The following is a 17425-nucleotide window of genomic DNA, read 5'->3' as shown; positions in this document are numbered from 1 at the left end:
CCTCCTGAATAGTTACCTACACTTTATAAACGATATATCTGTATTTCTGCAGCAGCTCAGCTGCCTTGCCCGAGGAAAGTTCATCGTAAAATTCAATGCGCAGTACTCCTTCCTCAAACTCCCGGTTATGTACAATGCCGATATTCTTGATACTGATATTATTACTTGCCAGAATAGTGGCAATGGTGGCAATTCCTCCCGTCTCATCAATAATATCGCAGTAAAGAGCAAAGCTCTTTTTGATTGGCCCGGCAGAACTGTTAGGCATAGAATCCCGGTAATCTTTTGAGGTCTCAAAAAATGTAAACAGCTCCTCCTCAGAACTCTTATCTATGGACGCTAAAGCTCTTTTTAATGTTTCAATATATTCTCTGAGAATATTGGAGATATTTTCCTTGTTTTTCAGACAAATCTGCTGCCACATGATTGGAGAGGATGAGGCAATTCTCGTAATATCCTTAAAGCCGCCTGCAGCCAGATTTTTCATCAGTTCCTCTTCTGTGTCTGTCTCATGCACAAAATTTACCAGGCTGGAGGCAATGATATGAGGCAGGTGGCTTATGGTTCCAGTGATATAATCATGCTCTTTGTAATCTAATATGATAGGAAGGGCTTTCAGTGATTCAACGAAAGTCCGGTATTCGTCAACTTTTTTAGAAGAGACTTTTGCGGAAGGTGTAAGGATGTAATATGCATTTTCAATTAAAATTGATTTTGAATTACTGTATCCGCTTTTTTCAGAGCCGGCCATAGGATGTCCGCCGATAAAGTTCTCTTCCAGACCAAGGCGGGTAATCTCCTTGTGAATTGATGTCTTGACACTTCCCACATCTGTCAGAATACAATCCGTGTTAATGAAATCCTTGAGCTGTCTGAGATAAGCTGTGTTATATGTAATAGGAGCACAGAGAAAAATATAACTGCACCCTTCGAAATTCTTGTCAATAGAAGAACAGAATGTACGGATTGTTCCCTCCTGAACTGCCAGAGCCAGAGTTTCCTTATTTTTATCAAATGCAAGAACTTCATAGTCCGGGTAATACTGGCGTATTGCCTTTGCAATAGAACCGCCAACCAGTCCCAGGCCAATGAAGCCGATCTTTTTTGTTAACATAAATGAAATCCTTTCCTGTCGCTAATTCAAAGTCAAAGATCCCGCAGCAAGCTGACGGGGCATCAAACTTACAGCGCAGCAAGCTGCGGGGTATTTGACCCTCGCGGCAGTCGCCAAATGAAAATGCAAGCATTTCCGCTTGGCTCGTTGCTCGCGGGAATAAAATATACAAAATTAGTTTAACATCTTGCTGTGCAAAAGTAAATTCGATTTTCCATTCTTTTAAAAGGAGCTGCTGAACTTTGTAACAGTTCAGCCATCAGCTCGATTCCGCTGCGCTTCATCTCGCTGTGGCAGAGCACCATATGAATTTTCGTCAGCATATGCATACGAAAGCAAGCTTTCTCCTGCTTATGCTGACGAAAATTCGCATGGCTGAACTGTTACAGAATTTTCTTTACATCTATATCGTCTTATGCTATACTCTTTGGGTATGGATTCAGCCGATATTCGGTAATCGGATTACTCCGGCCATTACTTAATATCAGGCAGTTTGTAAAATAATAAAAGGAGGAAACAAGACATGATCGCAAAGGAAAAGAAACAGGCAATCATTACAGAGTATGGAAGAAGTGAGGGAGACACAGGTTCTCCGGAGGTACAGATTGCAATTCTTACAGCAAGAATCAACGAGCTGACAGAGCACTTCAAAGCAAATCCGAAGGATCATCATTCAAGAAGAGGTCTTCTGAAGATGGTAGGACAGAGACGTAATATGCTTGCATATCTCAAAAATAAGGATATCGAAAGATACCGTACTTTGATTGAAAAACTCGGATTAAGAAAATAATTTCAAATCCATCAAGGTTCCGTTTGCGTGTCATCAGCATCGGAACCTTTGCTGTGCTATTTAAGGTTAAGGACAGATGAGAAAGAGCCGAGACCACTGAAAAGGATATTAGCGGATACTAATATATTTTTCAGTAGTTTCGGAGTTCGCTGTCCAAAATAATGTATTTTAAAGGAGACAAATATGTTTAAAAAATTTGAAATGGAACTGGCCGGCAGAACCCTGCGCGTAGATGTGGACAGAGTCGGAAAACAGGCGAATGGTGCCGTGTTGATGCATTACGGCGACACAACCGTACTTAGTACGGCGACGGCATCCGAAAAGCCAAGAGAGGGAATCGATTTTTTCCCTTTGAGTGTGGAGTATAATGAAAGACAATATGCGGTAGGAAAGATTCCAGGAGGTTTTAATAAGAGAGAAGGCAAGGCATCTGAGAATGCAGTCCTCACCTGCCGTGTAATTGACAGACCTATGAGACCTCTATTCCCCAAGGATTACAGAAATGATGTGACACTGGAGAACCTGGTGATGTCTGTGGACCAGGACTGCAGCCCTGAGCTGACTGCTATGCTGGGAGCGGCAATTGCCACATGCATTTCAGATATTCCTTTTGACGGACCGATTTCTACAACGCAGATGGGTCTGGTGGACGGAGAGTTTGTGTTTAATCCTACTGCCTCACAGAAAGAAGCTTCTGATCTTGCACTTACGGTTGCTTCTACAAAAGAAAAAGTAATCATGATTGAGGCCGGGGCCAATGAAGTACCGGAGGCTCAGATGATAGATGCTATCTTTGCGGCACATGACGTAAACCAGAAAGTAATTGCTTTCATTGATACTATCGTTGCAGAGTACGGAAAGCCAAAACATTCTTATGAGAGCTGTGCGGTTCCGGAAGAACTGTTTGCGGCGATTCAGGAGGTTGTACCGCCTGCTGCCATGGAAGAGGCTGTATTCACAGATGATAAGCAGACACGGGAAGAAAACATCCGTGTGATTAAAAACAAATTAGAAGAAGCATTTGCTGAAAATGACGAATGGCTGAACGTGCTGGATGAAGCGGTATACCAGTATCAGAAAAAGACCGTCAGAAAGATGATTTTGAAAGACCACAAGCGCCCCGACGGACGTCTCATTGATCAGATCCGCCCGCTGGCTGCAGAAATTGACCTGATTCCGAGAGTACATGGCTCTGCTATGTTTACAAGAGGCCAGACTCAGATTTGTACGGTCACTACACTGGCACCTCTGTCTGAGGCTCAGAGAATTGATGGACTAGATGAGGCAGAGACATCAAAAAGATATATGCACCACTATAATTTCCCGTCCTACTCTGTAGGCGAGACGAGACCGTCCAGAGGGCCGGGACGGCGTGAAATCGGACATGGAGCACTGGCAGAAAGAGCATTGATTCCCGTATTGCCGGATGAATCCGAATTTCCTTACGCAATCCGTACTGTGTCCGAGACCTTTGAGTCTAATGGCTCAACTTCACAGGCAAGTATCTGTGCGTCCAGTATGTCCCTGATGGCTGCAGGCGTACCAATTAAAGCAGCAGTGGCAGGTATCTCTGCAGGCCTGGTGACAGGAGACACAGATGAGGATTATCTGGTATTGACGGATATTCAGGGTCTGGAAGATTTTTTTGGAGATATGGACTTTAAGGTAGCTGGTACTCACAAGGGTATCACGGCGATTCAGATGGACATTAAGATTCACGGGCTTACAAGACAGATTATCGAAGAAGCCATCGCAGCTACCAAGAAGGCCAGAACTTATATTTTGGATGAAGTTATGAACAAGACAATTGCAGAACCCAGGACACAGGTGGGAACCTATGCACCGAAGATTATTCAGATGCAGATTGACCCGCAAAAGATTGGCGATGTGGTGGGACAGCGAGGAAAGACTATCAATACGATTATTGAGCAGACCGGAGTGAAAATTGATATCACTGATGATGGAGCTGTATCCATCTGTGGCACAGATAAAGAAGATATGGATAAAGCAGCGAAGATGATTGCTATTATCACGACAGACTTTGAAGCCGGACAGATATTTGAGGGGAAAGTAATCAGCATTAAGGAGTTTGGTGCATTTTTGGAATTTGCTCCCGGGAAGGAAGGAATGGTCCACATTTCCAAAATTTCCAAGGAAAGAGTGAACAAGGTGGAAGATGTACTCAAACTGGGGGATATTGTTAAGGTTGTATGCATGGGTAAGGACAAGATGGGAAGATTCAGCTTTAGCATGAGAGATGTAGCAGAATAAAAAGTGGGAAGCCAGAGTTTGGCTTGATGCCTTTATAAGAGTCAAATACCCCGCAGCAAGCTGACGGGGCATCAAACTTGCAGCGCAGCAAGCTGCGGGGTATTTGACCCTCGCGGCAGTCGCCAAATGGAAATGCAAGCATTTCCGCTTGGCTCGTTGCTCGCGGGAATAAAGAAAGAAGCGTATGAATAAGGATTGATTATAAATCAGCCTTATCCATGCGCTTCTTTTTTACGTGAGTGACGAGTAAAATTTGCAAAGCGTGTTTCGGTAAGTTCAGGCATATTTCCGGAATGTGTTCATATATTGTTTAAAGAGGTGGACAAGATGAGTGGAGAAAATAGAGAACATCAGGTGCTTCAGGTGCTCGCGAAATCCATCCGGACTGTTGTGGAAGCCCAGAGACTGGATTTTAAAAAGCTGCAGGAGGTTCGGATGAGGGTTGGGAAGCCTCTTGGCATAATTTATGACAATGAGGAATGGCTGCTGCCGTCAGGACAGGCACAGGCGCATCTGGTAACCAAGGATGAAATAAGGGAAACGATGGAATACGTCAGTCATTACTCTCTTTACGCCTATGAGCAGGAAATGAGGCAGGGGTTTATCACAATTGAAGGAGGACATCGTGTGGGAGTGATGGGAAAAGCAATACTGGAAGGCGACAAGGTGAAGAATTTGCAGTATATTTCATCCGTGAACATAAGAATGGCCCACGAGGTTTTGGGATGCGCAGACAAGGTGCTGCCTTTTCTTACAAAAAACCGTCAGATATGCCATACATTGGTGATTTCACCACCCCGCTGTGGGAAGACAACATTAATCCGGGATCTGATACGGCAGATATCGGACGGAAACACATATATTAAGGGCTGCACGGTGGGTGTAGTAGATGAACGTTCGGAGATTGGCGGCTGTTACCTTGGAATTGCCCAAAATCAGCTGGGGATGCGCACGGATATACTGGATGGATGTCCAAAAGCGGAGGGGATGATTATGCTGATACGCTCTATGGCACCACAGGTTATCGCAGTAGACGAAATTGGTGCTCCTGAGGATATACATGCTATTGAATATGCCATGCAATGCGGCTGCAAGATGATTGCCAGCGTACATGGAATGTCTATGGATGAAGCGAAAGACAAGCCTGTGCTTGGGAAACTGATTAAAGAACGCAGGTTTGAGCGCTATATTATACTGGGAAACGAAAAAAAACCCGGAGAGATACGGGAAGTCTATGATGAACGGGGGAGTCTGCTATGCAGAGATTTATAGGCAGCTTGCTGATTATTACAGCAACGACGGGCGCAGGGATGGTATATGGGGTGGAATTGCAGCGATATCTGGAGAAGCTTTTGTACATTCGTCATATTGTATATATGCTGAAAGGCGAGATGGAATATTCCAATGTACCTCTGGGAGAAATATTCGGAAGGGTTGCAGTGAGAGTAAAGAATCCTTACAGAACCTGGCTTAAAAGTATGGAGTGGCAGATAGAAAATAGGGAAGAGGATGAATTCGCAAAAATATGGATTCGGGCTGTAGATAAAAACTTAAGTGAACTTCATCTAAAAAGTGCACATTCTATTCAACTGAAAGAACTGGGGACATTTCTGGGACAGCTGGACGGCAAGACTTCCAGCAGGACCATGCAGCTTTACATCAATAGACTTGAGCTGGAAATTGAAAAAGTGAGAGAAGGCATGTCGTCAAAGAAAAGAATTGGCAGCTGCCTCGGCGTGATGGGCGGGGTTTTTTTGGTTGTCATATTAATATAAAGATACCAGGGTCAAAAGGTCATGCGTTTCATGCTTGCATGAAAAAGCATGACTTTGGGACCCGCAAAACATGAGAAAGTAGCCCAAGTAGGGCGGATTTCGAATGCTTTTAGGATTGCGGGAACACAAAGTGCGGAGCAATCCGTAGGTATCAGGGGGCAAAATACCTTTTGACCCCTACATCAATATAAAGACAGGAGGGTTCCATGACCATAAATTTGATATTTAAAATTGCGGCGGTGGGGATACTGGTTTCTATCTTAAGCCAGGTTCTCAAACACAGTGGGCGGGATGAACAGGCATTTCTTACGAGCCTTGCAGGGCTGATACTTGTACTGTCATGGATACTTCCTTACATATATGACCTATTCACATCTATCAAACAATTATTCGCTCTGTAAAGATTTCGAGGGTTTTGGTCAGTATTTGTAATGACAAAAATACGGCATATGGGAAAGGAGGTATTCTATGAGCATAATTCAGATAGGTATTATAGGTGTAATCGGTGCCCTTCTGTCCATACAGTTTAAAGGCGGGAAGTCAGAATATGGGATTTATATAAGTGTGGCTATCAGTATTTTTATTTTTGCATGTATTGTAGACAGGCTTGGGATGTTTGTGAAGGCAGTGTCCCAGGTGAGGCAATATATTAAAATTGATGCCAGCTATATTGCAACTATGCTGAAAATGATTGGGATTACTTATATTGCCGAGTTTTCCTCAAGTGTCTGTAAAGACGCGGGATACCAGACAATAGCCGTGCAAATTGAAATTTTCAGTAAGCTCACTATACTGGCACTTGGACTGCCTGTGCTGCTCGCCCTTTTGGAAACAATCCAGGAGTTTTTGTCATGAAGAGAGAACAAGGAAAAACATTTGGACATGTCATACTATTTCTTCTGATATTTGCAGTAATATTTTTGGGAAATGGGCGAGGCTGCTGCCTGACTGTATGCGGGGCCGAGAATGAAGAGGATATAGATTATGGCGCACTTGAAAACGAGACTGAAAATAAACTGTTTTCAGAATTTGATTTCACGGAAATAGATGACAGCCTACAAAAGCTGTTTCCAGAGAAAAAAATTACCTTTCAAGAATTAGTGTCATCCTTGATACAAGGAGAGGGGGCGGGTGCCGGAAAGCAAATCCTGGAATTTGTGGCTGACCAGTTTTCCTATGAATTTAGACAGAACAGGCAAAATCTGGTCTATATACTTCTGATTGCTATTATTGCGGCTGTTTTTACGAACTTCTCCAATGCGTTCCAGAACAAACAGGTATCGGAAATCAGTTTTTATGTTTTATATATTCTTCTGATTACAATGTGCCTGAATGTATTTCGGATTGCAATGGAAGGAATTGAAGGCCAGCTGGATGTGCTGCTGGACTTTATGAGGGTTCTGTGTCCCAGCTATTTTCTTGCAGTGGCAATTGCTTCGGGAAGCAGCAGTTCGCTGATCTTTTACAATATTGTACTGTTTTTGATTTACGTGGCGGAGGCTTTGATTTTACGTTTCCTCCTTCCGATTATTAATATTTACATTATGGTACAGGTGATAAATTACCTCGCAGGTGAAGAGTATCTGTCTCAGTTTGCCGAACTCTTAAAAAAACTGGTTTCATGGATTCTTAAAACATTGATTTCTGTAGTGATTGGAATTAATGTCATTCAGGGAATGCTTGCACCAGCCATTGATACACTGAAACGCAGTGCCCTGACAAAAACAGCACAGGCCATACCGGGAATTGGAAATGCAATCGGCGGGGTTACCGATGTAGTATTGGGTACGGCTATATTGATAAAAAATGGCGTTGGAATGGCAGGAGCAATTATTATAATTTCTATCTGCGCTGTACCTGTTTTACAGAACGTTTTTATGATGCTGATGTATAAGCTGGCTGCTGCTTTGGTTCAGCCTGTTTCAGATAAACGAATCACAAACTGTATCAGCAGTGTCAGCGAAGGCTATGAGCTTCTTGTAAAAGTGATACTTTCAACAGGAATATTATTTTTGCTGACTATTGCCGTGATAACAGCCACAACATCTTAAACAGCAAGGTATCATGGGGGCAAAACACTTTTTGACCCCAACATCATTTGTATGAGGGGGATGTGAGAATGCTTAATTATTTATATGAATGGATTAAAAACCTGGCATTTTTCCTTGTGATCGTTACAGCAGTACTCCAGGTAATCCCCGGAACCGGGTACAAAAAATATGTGCAGTTTTTCTCCGGGATGGTCATGATACTGCTGATGCTGACACCGATCCTAAAGCTTGTGGGGATGGAAAATCAGTTTTACGAGCTGTACCACAGCAAAGAATACGAACTGTCAAAAAAAGAGATTGAAGAACAGCAGAAATATTTTGAGAATCTGGATATCATGGACTTTCTCCCCGATGAATATCAAAATCATACAGAGGAAGAGGACGATACAAAGAGCATCCCTAATGAGATAAAAGTGGAGGGCATTCAGGTTGGAGAATAAATGGAAGGAAATGCTGAATCAGTTAAAAGAAAAGGGGAAGCTTCCCGGGAAGACCCAGCTTTTGATTATTTTGCTCGTGGGCATCCTGCTGGTGGTGATAGTCATACCCGTTCCAGACAAGAAAACAACGGATGATGCAGAAAGTACGGGGAATGCCGGGGAAAGGCCGGTTTTGCAGTCTAACTCTTCGGAGGAATATGAGCAGTATCTGGAACGGCGCGTTTCCAAGACTCTGGAACATGTGCAGGGAGTCGGAAAGACAGAGGTGATGATTACACTGAAGTCTTCCGGTCAGGATATTGTGGAAAAGGATCAGCAAAACAGCAGCCAGACGACTAATGAGGAGGACAGTTCAGGGGGAACCCGTTCTGTCAAAGATAATACGTCAGGTAAGACCAGTATCTATGAGCAGTCTTCTGATGGCTCCCAATCGCCTTATGTGAGCAAGAAACTTACCCCGGAAATTGAAGGAGTTATTGTGATTGCTCAGGGAGGGGACAACGCGGTTGTTGTGGAAAATATTACAGAGGCAATACAGGCATTATTCGGCGTAGAGGCGCATAAAATAAAAATAATGAAAAGGACTGATACATAAAAGGAGGATTCCAAGTGAAGCGTTTATTTAAGAAAAATCAAATCATTATTACCACGCTGGCAATTATGATTGCCATTGCCGGGTACCTGAATTACTCAGGCCGGCTGTTCGGACAGTCAGATAAGGGGTCGGCAGAGGCAAATGCAGATTTGGCAAACAAGGAGTTGCTGGACATCTCGGAGGAAGATATGGAGACAGGTTCCGATGACATAGCAAGCAATGACTCTGAAGTGGATGGGACACCAGGGGAAGCGGTATTGACAAGTGGCGGAACAGATGCGACTGTGGCACAGGCTAAAGTGTCCCGGGAACAGGTTCGCGCTCAGAACAAAGAAACGCTGCAGGCCATCATTGACAACACAAATATCAGCGATGAAGAAAAACAGGATGCCATTGCCCAGATGGTTCAGATGACGCAATTGTCCGAGCAGGAAGTGACAATCGAAACTCTGATGGCATCTAAAGGCTTTTCAGAAAGTGTAGTAAGCCTTACAGCCGACTCTGCAGACATTGTTGTAAACAGCGCCGAACTGACAGATGCCAACCGTGCACAGATAGAAGATATCGTAACACGGAAGACTGATATAGCCCCGGAAAACATTGTTATCACACCAATACACGAGGGTACTGCAGACAGTGGGGAATAAAAAAATAATTGCGGCCGATAACAACTTGTGATAAACTAGATAAGTTAATAGGATGTTTGAACTGGAGATTAAAAATATGTCAGAAATTACAAAGGAAATAAAAAAGAGAAGAACATTTGCCATTATTTCTCACCCGGATGCGGGCAAGACTACGCTTACTGAGAAATTTCTGCTTTACGGGGGTGCAATCAACCAGGCTGGCTCCGTAAAGGGAAAGGCGACGGCAAAACATGCGGTTTCGGACTGGATGGATATTGAAAAAGAAAGAGGAATTTCTGTTACTTCTTCCGTGTTACAGTTCCGTTACGGCGGATACTGCATCAATATTCTGGATACGCCGGGGCATCAGGACTTTTCAGAGGATACTTACCGGACACTTATGGCGGCCGACTCTGCGGTAATGGTTATTGATGCTTCCAAGGGTGTGGAAGCACAGACCCGCAAGCTGTTCAAGGTATGTGTCATGAGGCATATTCCGATTTTTACCTTTATTAATAAAATGGACAGAGAAGCAAGAGATACCTTTGACTTGCTGGATGATATCGAGAAAGAACTGGGTATTGCGACATGCCCGGTGAATTGGCCCATAGGTTCAGGCAAAGGATTCAAAGGCGTGTATGACAGACAGAAGAAGGAAGTGGAGCTGTTTTCAGATACACATAAAGGAACTGCAATGGGAGAGGTAAAGAAGATCGATGTCAATAATCCAGAACTGGACTGGATACTTGGGACTGAGGCAAAGGTTACCCTGGGGGAGGATATAGAGCTCCTGGACGGTGCTGCAGCAGAGTTTGAGCAGGAACTGGTCAACAAAGGAAAACTGTCACCGGTTTTCTTTGGCTCCGCTCTCACGAACTTTGGCGTTGAGACCTTTCTGAAGCACTTTCTGGCAATGACCAGTTCTCCGCTTCCAAGGATGTCTGACTTAGGAGAGATAGATCCTATGACAGAACCTGATTTTTCCGCCTTTGTATTTAAGATTCAGGCGAATATGAATAAGGCGCACAGGGACAGAATTGCATTCATGAGGATCTGTTCCGGTGAGTTTGATGCCGGTATGCCGGTCTATCACATGCAGGGCAGAAAGGAGGTACGTCTTTCGCGCCCGCAACAGATGCTGGCCAGCGAAAGAAAAATTGTTGACAAGGCTTACGGCGGAGATATTATCGGTGTGTTTGATCCGGGAATTTTTTCTATCGGTGATACACTGACCGCCTCAAAAGACAGGTTTACCTACGAGGGAATCCCTACGTTCGCTCCTGAGCATTTTGCCAGAGTACGTCAGGTGGATACGATGAAGCGCAAGCAGTTCGTAAAGGGCATCAATCAGATAGCTCAGGAGGGCGCAATTCAGATATTCCGGGAATTGAATACTGGAATGGAAGAAATTATTGTAGGCGTGGTCGGTGTACTGCAGTTTGATGTATTGAAATACCGCCTGTTAAATGAATATAATGTAGAAATCAGATTGGAGAACCTTCCTTATGAGCATATCCGCTGGATTGAGAATGAAGGAATCAACATGGACAAACTGGTGGGGACTTCGGACATGAGGAAAATTAAAGACTTAAAGGGCAGGCCCCTGTTGTTATTTGTGCATGAATGGAGTATACGTATGACTCTGGACAGAAATAAGGAATTAAAACTTTCTGAATTCGGACGATCCTGATATTCTTCTTTTCAAATGGAAGGATATTTGTTATAATGTAAAATAAAAAAGAAAACATCAGCGCTATTAAGCAGGAGGTTTTTACGATGGCAAAGGACGAAAGAAATATTTATTCTATACAGAATGATTCCAGCTTGGGAGAGGTCAAGATTGCAGATGAAGTGGTTGCAATTATTGCTGCTCTTGCCGCCACTGAGGTGGAGGGAGTGGCATCCATGGCAGGCAATATTACCAATGAGCTGATTGGAAAGCTGGGTATGAAGAACCTGTCGAAAGGCGTGAAGGTGGACGTGCTTGAAGGTGTTGTGACAGTTTCTCTGGCACTGAACCTGAAGTATAATTACAGCATCATGGAGATTTCTTCCAAGGTGCAGGAAAAGGTGAAGAGTGCAGTGGAGAACATGACCGGTTTGGAGGTAGCCGATGTCAACATCAAGGTGGCCGGTGTAGAAATGGAAAACCAGGAATAACCTTTTCATTGCAAAGGACAGCAGAGGTGTAGTATAATAGGGGGTGTCGTAAGACATCCCTTTTGCTTGTTAATTTGGGATGTTAATGGAAAGGAGCCAGTACATGGTAAGAAGAGAGTTTCGGGAGCATGTTTTTAAAATGCTTTTTCAGATAGAGTTTATTGATATGGAGGATATGCCGGAACATATAAGCCTTTACTTAGATTATCTTGAGAGTGCCGGAAAGGCAGAAAAGGAGCAGATAAAAAACAAACTGCAGGCAGTCATAGGAAAAGTAACTGAGATTGACGGGATTTTGAACAAGAAAACCACAGGCTGGAAGACCACAAGGATGAACAAAGTGGATTTAACAATTTTGCGCCTTGCCACCTACGAGATGAAGTGGGATGAGGACATTCCGACAGGCGTGGCAATCAATGAAGCTGTGGAGCTGGCAAAACGTTTCAGCGGGGACGAAGGTCCCTCCTTCGTCAATGGGGTTCTTGCGAAACTTGCGGACTAGGAGGCAGCTATGCGTAACGTCTATACGGTAAAGCAGGTCAATGCATATATTAAAAACATGTTTACACAGGACTTCATGCTGAATAGAATTTATGTAAAAGGTGAGGTCTCCAATTGTAAATATCATACTTCAGGACATATCTATTTTTCGTTAAAGGACGAGTCCGGCACGATAGCCTGTGTAATGTTCGCGGGTTCACGGTCAGGGCTTTCTTTTCGTATGCAGGAGGGCCAGCAGGTGATTGTTTTAGGAGCCATTGGTGTTTATGAAAAGAGCGGCAATTACCAGCTTTATGCCAGAGAAATTATATTGGACGGAGCGGGACTTCTGTATGAAAAATTTGAGACACTCAAAAAAGAACTGGAGGAGATGGGCATGTTTGCCCCCCAGTATAAGCAGCCTATTCCGAAATATGTGAAGACGGTGGGCATTGTGACGGCACCTACAGGTGCTGCAGTCCGTGATATTATCAACATCGCTTCCAGAAGAAATCCCTATGTGCAGCTAATTCTGTATCCTGCACTTGTACAGGGAGAGGGTGCAGCGGCCAGCATTGTCCGTGGAATCAAAATGCTGGAGAAAAGGGGCGTGGATGTGATGATTGTGGGACGCGGAGGCGGCTCTATAGAAGACTTATGGGCATTCAACGAAGAGGCAGTGGCACGGGCCATTTTTGACTGCCGCATTCCTGTCATCTCTGCTGTTGGACATGAAACAGACACAACCATTGCAGATTATGTGGCTGATCTGCGTGCGCCCACACCGTCGGCAGCCGCTGAACTTGCGGTCTATGAGTACATGGGAACAGCAGGGCTCATGGGAGAATATGAGCTGCAGTTGAGGCGCAGTATAACCCAGAGGATTTCTCAGGAGAGAACAAGGATTGAGCAGGCAGCACTTAAACTTAAGCTTGCACACCCGGGCCAGAAGCTTAACGAGAAAAGACAGCGCACTGCAGATGCAGAGCAGAGGCTGCGCATACTGATGAATAATTGCCTGGAAGGAAAGAAACACCAGTTTGCACTATATGTGGAGCAGATGAAGGGTCTTTCGCCTTTGGCAAAGTTAAATCACGGATATTCTTATGTGGAAGGGCCCAAAGACGCAAACATTAAGTCTATAAAGCAGGTTTTTCCCGGAGCTCCAATCCGAATCTATGTAACGGATGGATATATCGGTGCAGAAGTAAAAGATACGGCGGAGGTGAAGTTAGATGACAGAGCAGGAAAATGATATACAAAAGGAGCAGGAACCTTCCCTGGAAGAGCTGTTTGAAAATCTGGAACAGGTAGTTTCCAGACTGGAAGGAGATGAAATATCTTTGGAGGAATCCTTTCAGCTCTATCAAAAGGGAATGAATTTGTTGAAGCAGTGTAATACAACGATTGATACCGTGGAGAAAAAGGTACAGATGCTGGATGAGAATGGAGAGGCTCATGAATTTTAAGGAGATATATCAGATAAAAACAAAAGAAATTGAGGGCATACTGCGCAAGTACCTTCCAAAACAGGAAGGGTACCAGGCCGTAATTATGGAAGCTATGGAATACAGCTTGATGGCCGGGGGAAAACGTCTCCGCCCCATGCTGATGCAGGAGACCTACCGGCTCTTCGGTGGAAAAAGCCGGGTGATAGAGCCTTTTATGGCAGCGCTGGAGATGATTCACACCTATTCACTGGTTCATGATGACCTTCCGGCCATGGATAACGATGATTACCGGAGGGGGAGAAAGACGGCTCATATTGTATATGGAGAGGATATTGGAATTCTGACTGGTGATGCACTGCTCAATTATGCTTTTGAGACTGCTTCCGGCGCTTTTGATATGGAGCCGGAGCGAAGTTGTCAGATTGGGAAGGCTCTTCAAATATTGGCCAGAAAGGCTGGAATTTATGGGATGATCGGGGGACAGGTAGTAGATGTAAAATCCGCCGGGGAATCCGTATCCGGTGAAAAGCTGGATTTTATCTACAGGCTGAAGACAGGTGCTCTGATTGAGGCGGCTATGATGATCGGAGCTATCCTCGGGGGTGCAGACGAAAAACAGGTGAAGCTTGCAGAAGAGATTGCAGGGAAGACAGGGCTGGCTTTTCAGATTCAGGATGATATCCTGGATATCACAGGAACTGCGGAAATTCTGGGGAAGCCGATACACAGTGATGAAAAAAATGACAAGACAACCTATGTTACATGGAAAGGAATATCAGAGGCGAAAGCACTGGTGGAAAAGCTTTCCCATGAGGCTGTGGAGCTTCTTATGAGTCTGGAGCCAAAGGAGGAATATCTGCCTCAACTGTTGGAATCATTAATTAACAGAAGCAAATAGAGAGGAATTCCTTATGATATTAGAAAAGATTCAAAGGGAAAATGATATAAAAAAGCTCAGTCCGGAAGAACTGGGTCTGCTGGCGGAAGAAATCCGGCAGTTCCTTATTGAAAAAATCAGCAGGACCGGCGGACATCTGGCTTCAAACCTTGGGGTTGTAGAACTTACGATGGCGCTGCATCTGGTATTTTCACTGCCTGAGGACAAGCTGATTTGGGATGTGGGACACCAAGCCTACACACATAAGCTCTTGACAGGCCGCCGGGCAGGCTTTGATGCCTTGCGCAAATATGGAGGAATGAGCGGGTTTCCAAAGCGAAAGGAAAGTAAATGTGATGCTTTTGATACAGGGCACAGTTCCACATCTATTTCTGCAGGGCTGGGATACGTAGCCGCCAGGGATATACTTGGGGCTTCAAATTCTGTTGTGTCCATTATAGGGGATGGTGCCATGACAGGAGGAATGGCATATGAGGCCCTGAACAATGCATCCCGTCTGAAAAGTAATTTTATTATCATACTCAATGACAACAATATGTCTATATCCGAAAATGTAGGCGGAATGTCTAAATATCTCAATGGCCTGCGTACAGCAGAAGCTTATACAGGTTTGAAGAAGGGTGTGGAGGACACGCTTCTTAAGATTCCTGTACAGGGAGAAAAAATTGTAAATAAGGTGAAGAAAACGAAAAGCGGCATCAAACAGCTTCTTGTACCGGGCATGTTGTTTGAAGACATGGGAATTACTTATCTTGGTCCTATAGACGGCCATGATGTGAAGAGTCTATGCAGAACTTTGCATGAGGCAAAAAGAGTAAATCACGCGGTACTTATCCATGTTCTGACGAAGAAGGGAAAGGGATATACTCCGGCAGAGGAAAACCCTGCCCGCTTTCACGGAACCGGACCTTTTGATGTAGCCACCGGAGAGTCAAACGGGGGCAGCAGCCAGAAGGACAGCTATTCAGATGTGTTCTCTAAAGTGCTTTGTGACATTGCAGGGCAGGATGAAAGGGTCACTGCAATCACAGCCGCCATGGCGGATGGTACGGGACTTTCACGTTTTCAGAAGTATTTCCCGGAACGTTTCTTCGATGTGGGAATTGCAGAAGAGCATGCGCTGACGTTTGCGGCAGGGCTGGCCGCAGGTGGAATGAAGCCGGTGGTTGCAGTGTATTCATCCTTTTTGCAGCGGGCCTATGACCAGACGATCCATGATATATGTCTGCAAAAGCTGCCGGTTTTTCTGGCTGTGGATCGTGCAGGCCTAGTGGGCAGTGACGGCGAGACACATCAAGGACTGTTCGACCTGTCTTTTCTGTCCACAATTCCGAATATGACGATTATGTCTCCCAAGAATCGCTGGGAGATGGCGGATATGGTCAGGTTTGCTGTGGATTTTGAATATCCTATAGCTTTACGGTATCCAAGAGGAGAGGCCTATGGGGGACTTAAAAATTTTCGTACGCCTGTTGTATATGGGAAGAGTGAAGTTATCTATGAAGAAGAGGATATTGTCATTTTATTTGTAGGCCATATGGCTTCCCTTGCAGAGGAAGTGCGGAGAAAACTAAAGGACACCGGATATTGCTGCAGCCTGGTCAACAGCCGGTTCATAAAGCCTCTGGATACTAAAATGCTGGAAAGAATGGCCGCGGACCATACACTTTTTGTGACCATAGAAGAGAATGTCCTGACCGGCGGCTATGGAGAACAGGTGCTTTCACATGTATCAAGAGCTCATTTGGGGGTTCATGTGCTTAATATCGGGATTTCTGATGATTATGTGGAGCATGGAAGTGTGGACGTACTGCGCCATGAAGTAGGGCTTGACTGTGAAAGCATTACAAAAAAAGTGATTACAGAATATATATCCTGCTTTAAGCGGGAAAATATAAAATAAGAGTAGGATGAAAGAGGAAAATGAAGGAAAGATTAGATATACTGCTGGTGAAGCGAAATCTGGCAGAATCCAGGGAAAAGGCAAAAGCTATCATTATGTCGGGAAATGTCTTTGTGGATGGACAGCGGGAGGACAAAGCAGGCTCTGCTTTCTCTGAGGAGGTGTCCATTGAGGTGCGGGGGCATACCCTGCCTTATGTAAGCCGTGGCGGGCTGAAGCTGGAAAAGGCACTTGCTAATTTTGATGTCAGTGTTGCAGGAAAGGTTTGCACGGATGTTGGTTCATCTACAGGCGGCTTTACCGACTGTATGCTGCAGAATGGAGCTGTAAAAGTATTTGCTATAGATGTCGGCAGAGGACAGCTTGACTGGAAACTGAGGCAGGATGAGCGGGTAGTATGTATGGAGAAAACTAATATCCGTTATGTGACCCCGGATGACATCAAAGAGCCGGTGGACTTTTCTTCGATAGATGTTTCGTTTATTTCTTTGACAAAGGTATTGGAGCCTATACGCAGCTATCTGAAAGAAGATGGAGAGATTGTGGCTCTGATTAAGCCGCAGTTTGAGGCGGGAAGAGAAAAAGTCGGAAAAAAAGGGGTGGTGCGGGAGAGAAGCACCCATCATGAGGTCATAGAAAAAGTGGCATCGTATGCCAGCTCCATCGGGTTTGAAGTAAAGAATATTGATTTTTCTCCAATCAAGGGGCCTGAGGGGAACATTGAATATCTGATACATTTAAAAAAATCAGCGGTGGGTACAATTGAAATAAAAGCTGACTTGTGGGCAGTGGTGGACAGAGCATTTGAGACACTGACGAAGTCAAAGACCTCGCAGCAAGCTACGGGACATTAAATTTGCAACGCGGCGAG

At 44.5% G+C, this 17425-nt stretch carries 20 protein-coding genes; 18 read left to right on the top strand and 2 right to left on the bottom strand.

Going from position 1 to position 17425, the window contains the following annotated elements; genetic code table 11:
* Positions 1-16 precede the first annotated feature (16 nt).
* Both EDD59_RS08115 and EDD59_RS17760 read right to left on the bottom strand, forming a co-directional pair.
* Positions 17-1114, bottom strand: coding sequence for a prephenate dehydrogenase (locus EDD59_RS08115; RefSeq protein ID WP_132380803.1), 1098 nt, complete (start codon positions 1112-1114; stop codon positions 17-19).
* Between the two features lie 179 nt (positions 1115-1293).
* A complete protein-coding gene (locus EDD59_RS17760) occupies positions 1294-1437 on the bottom strand; it encodes a hypothetical protein (protein ID WP_165920892.1) in 144 nt (47 codons plus the stop codon).
* A 200-nt stretch (positions 1438-1637) separates the two neighbouring features.
* Here EDD59_RS17760 and rpsO point away from each other — a divergent pair, with 200 nt between their 5' ends.
* The 18 genes from rpsO to EDD59_RS08025 all read left to right on the top strand — a co-directional run bounded on the left by rpsO (position 1638) and on the right by EDD59_RS08025 (position 17408).
* Entirely contained in the window at positions 1638-1904 is a 267-nt protein-coding gene (gene rpsO / locus EDD59_RS08110) for a 30S ribosomal protein S15 (protein ID WP_132380801.1), read from the top strand.
* Positions 1905-2087: 183 nt separating this feature from the next.
* Positions 2088-4175 carry a polyribonucleotide nucleotidyltransferase gene (locus EDD59_RS08105; protein WP_132380799.1) on the top strand — a complete coding sequence of 696 codons (2088 nt, stop codon included), beginning with the start codon at positions 2088-2090 and terminating at the stop codon, positions 4173-4175.
* A 327-nt stretch (positions 4176-4502) separates the two neighbouring features.
* Positions 4503-5447: a stage III sporulation protein AA gene (spoIIIAA, locus tag EDD59_RS08100; RefSeq protein ID WP_132380797.1), complete on the top strand. Its 945-nt coding sequence runs from the start codon at positions 4503-4505 to the stop codon at positions 5445-5447.
* On the top strand, positions 5432-5950 hold the full coding sequence (locus tag EDD59_RS08095) for a stage III sporulation protein AB (RefSeq protein ID WP_132380795.1): 519 nt from the start codon (positions 5432-5434) through the stop codon (positions 5948-5950). The genes spoIIIAA and EDD59_RS08095 overlap by 16 nt, the downstream gene beginning before the upstream one ends.
* Before the next feature lie 206 nt (positions 5951-6156).
* Positions 6157-6351, top strand: coding sequence for a stage III sporulation protein AC (gene spoIIIAC, locus EDD59_RS08090; protein WP_132380793.1), 195 nt, complete (start codon positions 6157-6159; stop codon positions 6349-6351).
* Between the two features lie 67 nt (positions 6352-6418).
* A complete protein-coding gene (locus EDD59_RS08085; RefSeq protein WP_132380791.1) occupies positions 6419-6805 on the top strand; it encodes a SpoIIIAC/SpoIIIAD family protein in 387 nt (128 codons plus the stop codon).
* Positions 6802-8001, top strand: coding sequence for a stage III sporulation protein AE (locus EDD59_RS08080; RefSeq protein ID WP_132380789.1), 1200 nt, complete (start codon positions 6802-6804; stop codon positions 7999-8001). Before EDD59_RS08085 ends, EDD59_RS08080 begins: the two co-directional genes overlap by 4 nt.
* A gap of 68 nt (positions 8002-8069) precedes the next feature.
* A complete protein-coding gene (locus EDD59_RS08075; RefSeq protein WP_132380787.1) occupies positions 8070-8441 on the top strand; it encodes a stage III sporulation protein AF in 372 nt (123 codons plus the stop codon).
* Positions 8431-9036, top strand: a complete 606-nt coding sequence (locus tag EDD59_RS08070) for a SpoIIIAG-related protein (protein ID WP_132380785.1) — start codon at positions 8431-8433, stop codon at positions 9034-9036. Before EDD59_RS08075 ends, EDD59_RS08070 begins: the two co-directional genes overlap by 11 nt.
* A 14-nt stretch (positions 9037-9050) precedes the next feature.
* Complete coding sequence (locus tag EDD59_RS08065) at positions 9051-9683, top strand: SpoIIIAH-like family protein (protein ID WP_132380783.1); 633 nt, start codon at positions 9051-9053, stop codon at positions 9681-9683.
* A gap of 76 nt (positions 9684-9759) precedes the next feature.
* Complete coding sequence (locus EDD59_RS08060; protein WP_132380781.1) at positions 9760-11352, top strand: peptide chain release factor 3; 1593 nt, start codon at positions 9760-9762, stop codon at positions 11350-11352.
* An 86-nt stretch (positions 11353-11438) separates the two neighbouring features.
* Positions 11439-11822 carry an Asp23/Gls24 family envelope stress response protein gene (locus EDD59_RS08055; protein WP_132380779.1) on the top strand — a complete coding sequence of 128 codons (384 nt, stop codon included), beginning with the start codon at positions 11439-11441 and terminating at the stop codon, positions 11820-11822.
* Between the two features lie 103 nt (positions 11823-11925).
* Complete coding sequence (nusB, locus tag EDD59_RS08050) at positions 11926-12324, top strand: transcription antitermination factor NusB (protein WP_132380777.1); 399 nt, start codon at positions 11926-11928, stop codon at positions 12322-12324.
* Between the two features lie 9 nt (positions 12325-12333).
* Positions 12334-13557, top strand: coding sequence for an exodeoxyribonuclease VII large subunit (gene xseA / locus EDD59_RS08045; protein ID WP_132380775.1), 1224 nt, complete (start codon positions 12334-12336; stop codon positions 13555-13557).
* The gene (gene xseB, locus EDD59_RS08040; RefSeq protein ID WP_132380773.1) at positions 13538-13771 is read left to right on the top strand and encodes an exodeoxyribonuclease VII small subunit; all 234 of its coding nucleotides are present in this window, start codon (positions 13538-13540) and stop codon (positions 13769-13771) included. The genes xseA and xseB overlap by 20 nt, the downstream gene beginning before the upstream one ends.
* On the top strand, positions 13761-14651 hold the full coding sequence (locus tag EDD59_RS08035; RefSeq protein WP_132380771.1) for a polyprenyl synthetase family protein: 891 nt from the start codon (positions 13761-13763) through the stop codon (positions 14649-14651). The genes xseB and EDD59_RS08035 overlap by 11 nt, the downstream gene beginning before the upstream one ends.
* Before the next feature lie 13 nt (positions 14652-14664).
* Positions 14665-16554 (top strand): 1-deoxy-D-xylulose-5-phosphate synthase, encoded by a 1890-nt coding sequence (gene dxs, locus EDD59_RS08030; protein ID WP_132380769.1) that lies wholly within the window; start codon positions 14665-14667, stop codon positions 16552-16554.
* Between the two features lie 20 nt (positions 16555-16574).
* Positions 16575-17408: a TlyA family RNA methyltransferase gene (locus EDD59_RS08025; RefSeq protein WP_132380767.1), complete on the top strand. Its 834-nt coding sequence runs from the start codon at positions 16575-16577 to the stop codon at positions 17406-17408.
* Positions 17409-17425 lie beyond the last annotated feature (17 nt).

The organism is Muricomes intestini (assembly GCF_004346165.1).
GTDB classification, from domain to species: domain Bacteria; phylum Bacillota; class Clostridia; order Lachnospirales; family Lachnospiraceae; genus Muricomes; species Muricomes intestini.
This window is presented reverse-complemented; position numbering and strand designations above follow the sequence as displayed.

What these genes read in the sequence shown, in the direction of transcription:
- EDD59_RS08035 (WP_132380771.1), top strand. Translation starts at nt 13,761, where the DNA reads ATGAATTTTAAGGAGATATATCAGATAAAAACAAAAGAAATTGAGGGC.
- dxs (WP_132380769.1), top strand. Translation starts at nt 14,665, where the DNA reads ATGATATTAGAAAAGATTCAAAGGGAAAATGATATAAAAAAGCTCAGT.
- spoIIIAC (WP_132380793.1), top strand. Translation starts at nt 6,157, where the DNA reads ATGACCATAAATTTGATATTTAAAATTGCGGCGGTGGGGATACTGGTT.
- EDD59_RS08095 (WP_132380795.1), top strand. Translation starts at nt 5,432, where the DNA reads ATGCAGAGATTTATAGGCAGCTTGCTGATTATTACAGCAACGACGGGC.
- EDD59_RS08080 (WP_132380789.1), top strand. Translation starts at nt 6,802, where the DNA reads ATGAAGAGAGAACAAGGAAAAACATTTGGACATGTCATACTATTTCTT.
- EDD59_RS08085 (WP_132380791.1), top strand. Translation starts at nt 6,419, where the DNA reads ATGAGCATAATTCAGATAGGTATTATAGGTGTAATCGGTGCCCTTCTG.
- EDD59_RS08055 (WP_132380779.1), top strand. Translation starts at nt 11,439, where the DNA reads ATGGCAAAGGACGAAAGAAATATTTATTCTATACAGAATGATTCCAGC.
- EDD59_RS08060 (WP_132380781.1), top strand. Translation starts at nt 9,760, where the DNA reads ATGTCAGAAATTACAAAGGAAATAAAAAAGAGAAGAACATTTGCCATT.
- rpsO (WP_132380801.1), top strand. Translation starts at nt 1,638, where the DNA reads ATGATCGCAAAGGAAAAGAAACAGGCAATCATTACAGAGTATGGAAGA.
- spoIIIAA (WP_132380797.1), top strand. Translation starts at nt 4,503, where the DNA reads ATGAGTGGAGAAAATAGAGAACATCAGGTGCTTCAGGTGCTCGCGAAA.
- EDD59_RS08115 (WP_132380803.1), bottom strand. Translation starts at nt 1,114, where the DNA reads ATGTTAACAAAAAAGATCGGCTTCATTGGCCTGGGACTGGTTGGCGGT.
- EDD59_RS08075 (WP_132380787.1), top strand. Translation starts at nt 8,070, where the DNA reads ATGCTTAATTATTTATATGAATGGATTAAAAACCTGGCATTTTTCCTT.
- EDD59_RS08025 (WP_132380767.1), top strand. Translation starts at nt 16,575, where the DNA reads ATGAAGGAAAGATTAGATATACTGCTGGTGAAGCGAAATCTGGCAGAA.
- nusB (WP_132380777.1), top strand. Translation starts at nt 11,926, where the DNA reads ATGGTAAGAAGAGAGTTTCGGGAGCATGTTTTTAAAATGCTTTTTCAG.
- EDD59_RS08105 (WP_132380799.1), top strand. Translation starts at nt 2,088, where the DNA reads ATGTTTAAAAAATTTGAAATGGAACTGGCCGGCAGAACCCTGCGCGTA.
- xseB (WP_132380773.1), top strand. Translation starts at nt 13,538, where the DNA reads ATGACAGAGCAGGAAAATGATATACAAAAGGAGCAGGAACCTTCCCTG.
- xseA (WP_132380775.1), top strand. Translation starts at nt 12,334, where the DNA reads ATGCGTAACGTCTATACGGTAAAGCAGGTCAATGCATATATTAAAAAC.
- EDD59_RS17760 (WP_165920892.1), bottom strand. Translation starts at nt 1,437, where the DNA reads ATGCTGACGAAAATTCATATGGTGCTCTGCCACAGCGAGATGAAGCGC.